General features: G+C 37.4%; 3 protein-coding genes. All 3 read right to left on the bottom strand.

What is annotated here, in order from left to right; all coding sequences use genetic code 11:
• Positions 1-325 (bottom strand): GTP-binding protein (locus DPN68_RS13025; protein ID WP_113990048.1); only part of this gene is annotated, 325 nt, incomplete at its 3' end.
• A gap of 179 nt (positions 326-504) precedes the next feature.
• On the bottom strand, positions 505-753 hold the full coding sequence (locus DPN68_RS13020) for a class I SAM-dependent methyltransferase (protein ID WP_444956656.1): 249 nt from the start codon (positions 751-753) through the stop codon (positions 505-507).
• A partial coding sequence (locus DPN68_RS13015) for a hypothetical protein (protein WP_449404204.1) occupies positions 734-961 on the bottom strand: 228 nt, incomplete at its 5' end. The genes DPN68_RS13015 and DPN68_RS13020, both read right to left, overlap by 20 nt.

The raw sequence follows: 961 nt of genomic DNA, 5'->3' as shown, positions 1-961 counted from the left end.
TCTGCGCTTGTATGCCTTCCTTTGCGGATAAGATGAGGACTGCTCCATCAAGCATTTTGAATGTCCGCTCCACTTCCGCAATAAAATCCATGTGTCCCGGAGTGTCAATGATATTGCATTTCACTCCATTCCAGATAATAGATGTCGTAGAAGCCCGGACAGTAATTCCTCTACGTTTCTCTATATCCATAGAGTCCGTTATGGTGTCACCATTATCCACACGGCCGCACTTTTCCGTTGCTCCACTGGCAAACAGCAGATTCTCGGTTACGGAAGTTTTTCCTGCATCAATGTGAGCAAGAATTCCTAAATTTATAATATTCATTTGGATTAAGCAATAATATACTACAGTAGATGCATTGTCGAAACGCACCTTTTAATACCTCCTCGTAGCATATGAGAACTACAGGATTACTAACTCGTATTAATATGTATATTATTACTGCCGCATAACGATTACAAAATTACACAAAAAAATATATCTAACAAAAGTGGGAGGATTTTTTAACTTTTTACCATAGACATTTTATGAGAAATATCAACACCTACAACAGAAGAAGCACCGTGTTCCATCGCATAAATACAGTGCCATCCATAGCCGCATCCTAAATCAAGCACACGCTTATCTTTAAAATCCGGCAGCAGCTTTCTCAATGTTTCCCATTCTCCTGCACCGGCTAGTCCCTGCTGTGAGCGACTCATTTGACTGTATTTTTGAAAAAATATATTATCATCATATTTGTTTTCTTTCATCTGAATTCTCCTCGTTTAAAAAGTTATTTATCTCCGTTGCAATTTTTTTCACTTCTTTATAAAGCTTCTCGGTCATATCGTAGCATTCAAAAAGTGAAAGACCGAGTACTTCAAAAATATGATTAACTCTTTCGGCATATTTTTCAGGTTTATATTCAAAAGTTTCAAGCAGTTTTATAGCTTTCTTTTCGCCCTTTATTTGCTTACC

Origin of the sequence: Flavobacterium tibetense (assembly GCF_003293845.1) — a bacterium.
Lineage (GTDB): Bacteria > Bacteroidota > Bacteroidia > Flavobacteriales > Flavobacteriaceae > Flavobacterium > Flavobacterium tibetense.
This window is presented reverse-complemented; position numbering and strand designations above follow the sequence as displayed.

What these genes read in the sequence shown, in the direction of transcription:
- DPN68_RS13020 (WP_444956656.1), bottom strand. Translation starts at nt 753, where the DNA reads ATGAAAGAAAACAAATATGATGATAATATATTTTTTCAAAAATACAGT.